This window comes from Luteibacter sp. P4_D7_3 (assembly GCF_056401735.1).
This window is the reverse complement of sequence record NZ_JBFUIT010000172.1, coordinates 1-8,446: the sequence shown is the minus strand read 5'-3', so window position 1 is coordinate 8,446 and position 8,446 is coordinate 1. Positions and strand designations below refer to the sequence as shown.

The following is an 8,446-nucleotide window of genomic DNA, read 5'->3' as shown; positions in this document are numbered from 1 at the left end:
GTTCATGCTTGCCCAGGTCGACGAGGACCTTGCGGCGAGTGTCGGCAAGGGGCTGGGCATGCCGGTGCCGCGAAAAAACGACAGGTCCCTCGATGGGCCGGCCCCGGATACCAGGGATTCGCAGAAGCTGCCGTGGCTTCCAGCGCGGGACGTACCCGTATCGCCGGCGCTCAGCATGGCAAACAGCCGCCAAAGCGGCATCGCCACGCGCAAGGTGGCGGTGCTCATCGCCGACGGTTACGACCGTAACGACCTGGCCATGATGCGCAAGGCATTGGAGAGCAGCGGCGCCTGGGTAAGGATCGTCGCACCGCAACTGGGCGCCATACCGTCGCATCGCGACACGGTGGAGGCGGACTTCAGCTTCCGCACGGGCGATTCTGTCCTGTTCGACGCGATCTACATTCCGGGTGGCCGAAAAAGCGTGGACGCCTTAAAGCGGCATGTGGAAGTGGGTGATTTCGTTCGCGACAGCTGGCGCCACTGCAAGCCTATCGCCGCCAGCGGCGCCGGCGTGGAATTGCTGGCCGGCTTGCCCGGTACGGTTGCCGGTCCTGGCAAGCTGAGGGCGGCGCATGGCGTCGTGGTTGCGCCGGGTAAGGCCAGCGACGCCATGGCGGAAGCCTTCGTGCAGGCTATCGCCAGCGGGAGGCATTGGGCGCGCGAGACGCTCGCCTGAGCGTGGCTTGCCGAGGGCGCATGCCCCGCAGGTCCAACCGGGCTAGAATGCCCGCATGATATTTCGCTGGTTCGAATCCCTTATCGACATCTTTCGTGAAGCGCCGGACCGCGCGCCGCCGAAGAGTGTCGTGCGTTTCTACATCTACTACCTGCGCCAGGTATGGAAGGTCTTCGCCGCTGCGCTGGTCGTCGGCCTGGCGGTGGCTTTCATCGAAGTGGCCCTGTTCGACTTCCTCGGGCGGGTGGTCGATATGGCGCAGAAAACGCCGGCCGCCGTGTTCTTCCAGACCCACGGCAAGACCCTGCTCTGGATGGGCTTCGTCATCGTCGTCCTGCGGCCCCTGTCCATCGGGCTGCACGACCTGCTGGTGAACCAGACGCTCAACCCCGGCATGACCAACATGGTGCGCTGGCAGCACCATCGCTACGTGCTGAAGCAGAGCCTGGCGTTCTTCCAGAACGATTTCGCCGGTCGGATCGCCAACCGCATCATGCAGACCGCGCCGTCGCTGCGCGAGTCCGCGGTGCAGGTGGTGGATGCGATGTGGTACGTCACCGTCTACGCGGGCACGTCGGTCTACCTATTCGCCAAGGCGGATCTGCTCCTGGCGTTGCCGTTGGTGCTGTGGATCGCGTGTTACACCGGCATGCTGGTGTTCTTCGTGCCGCGGGTGAAAGAGCGCTCCTGGAAGGCATCCGAGGCGCGTTCGAAGCTGATGGGCCGCATTGTCGATGGCTACAGCAACGTCATGACGCTGAAGCTCTTCGCCCATACCCATCGCGAAGAGGCGTACGCGCGCGAGGCCATGCTCGAGCAGACCGGCAAGGTGCGCTCGTCCAACCGCATGATCACCTCGATGGATGTCTCAATCACGTCACTCAATGGCCTGCTGATCGCCGGGACCAGCGCGCTCGCGCTGTGGCTGTGGTCGCGCGGTACGGTGTCGACCGGTCAGGTCGCCCTTTCGGTCGGTCTCGTCATCCGGATCAACAACATGTCCGGCTGGATCATGTGGGTGGTGAACGGCATTTTCGACAACGTCGGCACCGTGCAGGACGGCATCACTACGCTGGCGCAGGAGCGGACCGTCGTCGACCGCGACGACGCGAAGCCGCTCGTGGTGACCAGGGGCGAAGTGCGCTTCGACGATATCCACTTCCATTACGGCAAGGCTGGCGGCGTCATCGGTGGGCTGGACCTCATCGTTCGCGCGGGCGAGAAGATTGGTCTGGTGGGCCCTTCGGGCGCCGGCAAGTCCACGCTGATGAACGTGATGCTGCGCCTCTACGATCTGGAAGACGGCCACATCCTCATCGACGGCCAGGACATCGCCAAAGTCCAGCAGGAATCCCTGCGCTCGAACATCGGCGTGGTCACCCAGGACACCTCGCTGCTGCACCGCTCGATTCGCGACAACCTGCTCTATGGTCGTCCGGATGCAACGGAAGCGGAAATGTTTGAAGCCGTGCGCAAGGCGCGCGCGGATGAGTTCGTGCCGCTGTTGTCGGATGGCGAAGGCCGCACCGGGTACGACGCCCACGCCGGCGAGCGCGGGGTCAAGCTGTCCGGTGGACAGCGCCAGCGCATCGCCATCGCGCGGGTGCTGCTGAAGGATGCGCCGATCCTCGTGCTCGACGAGGCGACCTCGGCGCTGGATTCCGAAGCCGAGGCCGCCATCCAGGAAAGTCTTGAAACCTTGATGCAGGGCAAGACGGTGATCGCCATCGCGCATCGCCTGTCGACCATCGCCCGCATGGATCGCCTGGTGGTCATGGAACACGGCGCCATCGTCGAGACCGGCACGCATGCGGAACTGATTGCCCGCGGTGGTCTGTATGCGCGGCTGTGGGCTCACCAGACCGGCGGCTTTGTCGGCGTCACCTGATGGCTTTGCGCTAGACCCGGGGCTCGAGCGTCTCGCGCTCGGCCCATGCAATGAAAGCCAGTGCCGCCGCCGTCGGCGGCCGGTGGGCGGAGTGCACGAGGTAATACGCATAGCGCGTCGGCAGCTCCGGTCCCGGTAAGCGCACGAGTCGCCCGTCGGCAAGGTGGGCCGACGCCAGCCGCGTGCGCGCGAGCACGGCGCCGAGACCCGATGCCGCCGCATTGAGGCCATCGGCCGAATCGCTGAGCGTGTGCATCGTCCCCCCGCGCGGGTAGCGCACGCCGGCCGCCTTGAACCACTCGCGCCAGCCTTCCGGTGCGATGTCGGTCAGCAGGGGCAGGGAGGAGACATCCTCCGGCGAAGTGATGCCTGCCGCCAGTTCCGGCGAAGCCAGCGGCTGCAGCGAATCGTCCATCAGGAAGCGAGCGGTCAGGCCGGGCCACTGGCCCAGACCGTAGCGGATGCCCAGGTCGGGGCCTCCTTCGTCGAAGCGGACGAGGGAGCGGTCGGTGTCGATGGACAGGCGCACGGTGGGGTGTGCCTCGACGAAGCGTCGGAGCCTCGGCGTCAGCCAGTTCGCCGCCAGTGACGGCAAGACGCTCAGACGCAGTCCGTTGTCACGCCGGTGCTGGCGCAGGCTGTCGAGCACGGCCTCGACTTCGGCAAGCGCCGAGCCGGCTGCATCGGCGAGGAGCCGGCCCTCCGGCGTAAGGGCCACGCCACGGGCATGCCGTTGGAACAGACTCACGCCCAGCGCGGTCTCGAGCTTGCGCACGTGGTGACTCACCGCGCTGGAGGTGAGGTGTAACTCCTCGGCCGCATGAGCGAAATTCTGGTGTCGGGCGGCGGAAGCGAAGGCGGCGAGAGCGGGCAGGAGAGCGGATCGCATGGGGAGGGCTGAATCAAATGAGAGGCTGGCTTGCAAAGAATGCGCTTGTCCGGCGCGCCATTCCAGCGAAAATAGGGACTAGCCACAAGCGAGGTTCATATGTCGACCGCCATCAATCCTCCCGCTGATTCCCTGGGTCCGGTCACCGAACGCGACTGGCGCACACCAGTCGAGCTTGTGTCTTTGGGCGCCATCTGGGGCGGTTCGTTCCTTTTCATGCGCGTGGCCGCGAAAGACTTCGGCCCGTTCCCCATGGTCGCCACGCGCCTGCTTTTCGGCTCGGTGATCCTGCTGCCGTTGTTGTGGAAGGCCCGCAAGGCCGTTCGCCTGTCGCACCTGTGGAAAATGCTGCTACTTGGCGCCCTGAGCGCGGCGATCCCGTTCACCCTGTTCGCCTGGGGTGCCGAGCGCGCACCGGCCGGCATCGGCGCCATCGCCAATAGCATGACGGTGCTCTTCGCCGCCCTGGTCGCCTTCATCGGCTTCGGGGAGAAGATCGGTACCCGCAAGGCCATCGCCCTGGTCGCCGGCTTCGTCGGTGTCGTGATCCTCGCCAGCGGCCGTACGGCGGGTGAGAACGTCGCACCTGCCGCGCTCGCCGGCGCCGCCGCCTCGTTCTGCTACGGCCTCGCCGCCAACCTGATCAAGCGGTACCTGTCCGACCTTCCGCCCACCGCCGTGGCTGCCGGATGCCTGCTCGGCGCGACCATCCTCATGGCCCCGCTGGCTGCACTGACCTGGCCGGATGCACCGATTCCCACCAAGTCGTGGGTCGCGGTTGTCGCCCTCGGCGTGCTCTCGACGGGTCTGGCGTACGCCTTCTACTTCCGCCTGATCCAGCGCATCGGCGCACCGCGCGCGGCGACCTCGACCTACCTCGTCCCGCTGTTCGGCGTGGCCTGGGCCTGGATGTTCCTGGGCGAGGCCCTCACGCCGACGATGGCCCTGGCCGGTGCGATCATCCTCGGCAGCGTGCTCTTCAGCCAGAAAAGCAAGGCCTGAGAGAGCCCTTTCGCGGATCGTCGCGGCATGAAATAGTCCCGGCACGTTCTTTCTGCCGGGACCTTCCATGCCGCGTCTTCGCTATCTCCTCGCTTTTGGCGTCACCAGCTTTGCCTTTGCGCTAGCCGCGCATGCACAGGAGGCGCCCATCGCGCCGGTCGCCGCGGGCGCCGTCGCGCGACCGATGGACCTCGCCGACTTCGACGCCTATGTCGACGCCACGCGCAAGCAGTTCGACGTTCCGGGTATTGCTGTCGCCATCGTCAAGGACGGCAAGATCGTCCTGGAGATGGGTTCGGGCGTGCGCAAGCTCGGTGATCCGGCCAAGGTGGACGCGCATACGCAGTTCGCCATTGCTTCGAACACCAAGGCGTTTACCGCGGCGTCGCTGGCGATCCTTGCCGACGAAAAGAAGCTGGACATGAACGACCGCGTGGTCGACAGGCTGCCCTGGTTCCAGATGTCCGATCCCTACGTGACACGCGAGATGCGCATCCGCGATTTGCTCGCGCATCGCAGCGGCCTCAGCCTGGGCGCCGGCGACCTGCTCTACTGGCCGGCCACCACGTATACGACCCAGGAAGTGGTGCAGCGTCTTCGCTACGTACCCCTGACCAACAGCTTCCGTGCCGAGTACGCCTACGACAATATTCTTTTTGCCGTCGCCGGGCTGGTGATCGAGCAGGTGTCGGGTAAGCCCTGGGCCGACTTCATCACCCAGCGCATTTTCACCCCGCTGGGCATGACCGAATCGCAGACGCATGCGCCCGAGCACATCGGTGCCGGTGACGACATCGCCACCGGTCACGCCAAGTTCGATTTCAAGGATCTGAAGCCGGTCGAGCCGATGTCGTGGAACAACAATCAGGCGGCCGGTGGCATCTACTCCAGCGTGCACGACCTCTCCAAGTGGATGACGATGCAGCTCGACGGCGGCGTCTACAAGGATGGCGCCGGCAAGGAGCAGCACCTCTTCAGCGAGGCGCGTCAGAAGGAGATGTGGTCGCTGCTCACGCCCATTCGCATCGCCGAGCCCAGCGTGCCGGAGCTCAAGGCGGCGAAGCCCAACTTCTCCGGCTACGGTGAAGGCTGGTTCGTCTCCGACTACCGCGGGCACAAGCTTGTCTGGCATACGGGCGGCTGGCCGGGCATGGTCTCGCGCGTCACCATGGTGCCCGACCTCAAGCTGGGTATCGTGGTGCTGACCAACCAGGAATCCGGTGCAGCCTTCCAGGCAGTGACCATGCGCGCGCTGGACGCGTACATGGACGCGCCGAAGACCGACTGGATTGCCGCTTACGCCGCCGGTGTGCGCAAGTCCGAAGGCAATGCCGACGACAGCATGAAGAAGCATGAGGCCGCACGTGCGAAGGGGTCGAAGCCATCGCTTCCGCTCGATGGCTACGTCGGCACGTATCGCGATCCCTGGTACGGCGACGTCAAGGTGAGCAAGCAGGGTGGCAAGCTGGTCATGAGCTTTGCGAAGACCGCCCAGCTCACCGGCACGCTGGACCCGTGGCAGCACGACACCTTCATTGCCCACTGGACCGACCGCTCGCTCAACGGCGATGCGTTCGTGAACTTCGATCTGACGCCGGACGGCAAGGTGCGCGAGGTGCGCATGGAGCCGGTGTCACCGCTGACGGATTTCAGCTTCGATTTCCAGGATCTGCGCCTGGCGCCGGTTGAGGTCGCGAAGTAAAAGCATCGCCGTGCGGAAGTAAGAGCATCTCCGTGCGGAAGTAAAAGCATCGCCGATGAATCGGCTCCCACACAAAGCCAGGAGAAGTGCCGGCTCTTTGTGGGAGCCGCTTCAGCAGCGATAGGGTGCTAGCGATCAGCTGGAAGGATCGTCCGTCGACGCCTTAGGCGCCGAATCCGCCGTCGGCCCCATCCCCTCCGACACACTCCCGCCGCCACGCAACACCAGATCCTGCGGCCGCAGCAGCGGGATATCCGACTTGCGCAACCGCGCGATGATGTCGAACAGCAAGTCGCTCTTCACGTTACCGACATCACGCGGACCACCCACATAACAGGTCACCGCAAACGTCATCGCTGCACGGTCGATGTTATCCAGCGTGACCGACGCGGCGGGCGTCTCCAGCACCTGTTTGTGCGCGTGCATCGCTGCAAGCATGTGCTCGCGTGCTTCCATCGGATCGGTATCCAGTGGCATCGGCAACTTGATCAGCACGCGACCCTGCGGGTTCGCCATCGTCATGTTGCGCACCGGCTTGGTGATGAACGACGAGTTCGGCACGATGATCGTCGAGCGATCGGACACCTGGATTTCCGTGGCACGTACGTTGATGCGGCGGATATCGCCTTCGGCATCGTCGAGCACCACCCAGTCGCCCACCTTCACTGGCCGCTCGGCCAAAAGGATCAGGCCGGAGATGAAGTTCGACACGATCGCCTGCAGACCGAAGCCGATACCGACCGAGAGGGCCGAGGCGACCCAGGCCACGTTCTGTACCGACAGACCCATCGCCAGCAAGGCGATCGCGACGACGATCACGACGCCGACATAACCCAGCAGGGTCGTCAGCGAGCTGCGCATGCCGGGATCGAGATTCGTACGGGGCAGGTACTGCTCGGACATCCAGTTCTTGATCACGCGCACGGCGAGCAGGCCGAGGAAGAACAGACCGATCGCCGTGAGGATCTGGTCCGGCTTGAACTCGAAGTTGTAGATCTTCAGCGTCTGTAGCTTCGTGCCCAGCGTCAGGATGTCCGATGCCCCGGCACCGAACCCGGAGATCACGGCCACCAGGCCGAACATGAAGAGCGCCAGGCGCACGATGCCCGAAAGCAGCACGCCGGCCTGGTCGAGCAAACGCGGATGCGTGCCGAAGATCGCCTGCGCACGCGCGCTCATCGGGCCCTTCTCCGAGAGCAGTGTCTCGAACAGGTCGTCGACCAGGCGCATCGCGAGGTAGGTGGCCGAGAGCACGATGATCGTCCACACCACCTGGCCCGCCATGAACGAGGCGAAGGCGACGAAGCCGGTGAGCAATCCGATCCACGATGCGACGATGGCGATCCACGCTGCAGCAATGAACAGGCTCGCCCAGATCGGACGCGGTGCCGGCGCATCGCCGTCCTCGTTGACGGCATGATGCGAACGGCTCAGGCGCACCAGTGCGATCGCCGTGAGCGTGGTGAGCACAAGTGCCTGCAGGCTGCTGGTCATCACCGTGGCGGCGAGGCTGGTACCGATCGTGCGGTTCAGTTCCTTGAGGAAGTAGAACAACACCACGGCCAGGGAAAACAGCATCGGGAACCGGCGCAGGCTGAGCGCCGTCTCGTCCGAGAGAGGAGGAAGGCGCCACGACGGCCGCTTCGCCGAGATCAGGGCACGGCCAAGCCCGGCGATAAAGGCGCCGAAGAAGATGATGCGGACGAGGGCCTTGGCCATCGCATCCGTATCGTCGCTGAAGGTCTCGTCCCAGTTCAGGCCCAGATACAGCAGCTGGGTACCGAGGCCGGTCGTGAGCGCAGAGGTGAGCGTAATGCCGAGGATGAGCGCCGAGCGGCGCAGCCGCCCCGGTGGCATGCGGTTCGCCGTGAGGTGGCGGGCGCGTTGCTCGAGATAGAAGCGCACGCCCGTCATGAGCAGCACGCCGAACAGGGCGCAGATGATCAGGGCGACGCGGTTGCCGTCGGTCCAGCTCTTGACCAGATCGGTCTTTACGCCGCCCGCGAAGTCGCTCAGGTTGGCCGAGTCGCGCGGAAACGCCTTGGCCGGCTCCGACCAGAAGGGACGCGACAACGGCGACGCCGTTCGCCGGGAAAGGAATTGCTGGAAACGGATGCGGCGCAGGTCGGCCAGCTGGCTGGTGGTCTGCTGCGCCTCCAGGGTGATGCCGTCGGCCTGCTTGATCTGCGCATCGACGGCGTCGAAGGCCTTTTGGGCATCCTTGCGCGTGGCAGCCAGCTCCGGCGCTTCCTTGGTTCCTGCCGCCGGGGCGGGGCCGAGCTGGTC

General features: G+C 65.2%; 6 protein-coding genes. 4 read left to right on the top strand and 2 right to left on the bottom strand.

All coding sequences use genetic code 11. The annotated features are described in order from the left end of the window. Nucleotides 1-679 (top strand): DJ-1/PfpI family protein (locus AC1DSN_RS14500; protein WP_477331309.1); only part of this gene is annotated, 679 nt, incomplete at its 5' end. A gap of 55 nt (nt 680-734) precedes the next feature. Then, nucleotides 735-2,567, top strand: a complete 1,833-nt coding sequence (locus AC1DSN_RS14495; protein WP_477331307.1) for an ABC transporter ATP-binding protein — start codon at nt 735-737, stop codon at nt 2,565-2,567. Between the two features lie 10 nt (nt 2,568-2,577). Here AC1DSN_RS14495 and AC1DSN_RS14490 read toward each other — a convergent pair whose 3' ends face one another. Beyond that, on the bottom strand, nt 2,578-3,456 hold the full coding sequence (locus AC1DSN_RS14490; protein ID WP_477297677.1) for a LysR substrate-binding domain-containing protein: 879 nt from the start codon (nt 3,454-3,456) through the stop codon (nt 2,578-2,580). A 99-nt stretch (nt 3,457-3,555) separates the two neighbouring features. Here AC1DSN_RS14490 and AC1DSN_RS14485 point away from each other — a divergent pair, with 99 nt between their 5' ends. Further along, a complete protein-coding gene (locus AC1DSN_RS14485; protein ID WP_477297676.1) occupies nt 3,556-4,458 on the top strand; it encodes a DMT family transporter in 903 nt (300 codons plus the stop codon). Between the two features lie 67 nt (nt 4,459-4,525). After that, nucleotides 4,526-6,160, top strand: a complete 1,635-nt coding sequence (locus AC1DSN_RS14480; RefSeq protein ID WP_477331305.1) for a serine hydrolase — start codon at nt 4,526-4,528, stop codon at nt 6,158-6,160. 135 nt (nt 6,161-6,295) lie between these two features. Here AC1DSN_RS14480 and AC1DSN_RS14475 read toward each other — a convergent pair. Further along, a partial coding sequence (locus tag AC1DSN_RS14475; protein ID WP_477331303.1) for a DUF3772 domain-containing protein occupies nt 6,296-8,446 on the bottom strand: 2,151 nt, incomplete at its 5' end.

Excerpts from the sequence above, each read along its gene's own strand:
- AC1DSN_RS14485 (WP_477297676.1), top strand. The coding sequence starts at position 3,556 with ATGTCGACCGCCATCAATCCTCCCGCTGATTCCCTGGGTCCGGTCACC.
- AC1DSN_RS14490 (WP_477297677.1), bottom strand. The coding sequence starts at position 3,456 with ATGCGATCCGCTCTCCTGCCCGCTCTCGCCGCCTTCGCTTCCGCCGCC.
- AC1DSN_RS14480 (WP_477331305.1), top strand. The coding sequence starts at position 4,526 with ATGCCGCGTCTTCGCTATCTCCTCGCTTTTGGCGTCACCAGCTTTGCC.
- AC1DSN_RS14495 (WP_477331307.1), top strand. The coding sequence starts at position 735 with ATGATATTTCGCTGGTTCGAATCCCTTATCGACATCTTTCGTGAAGCG.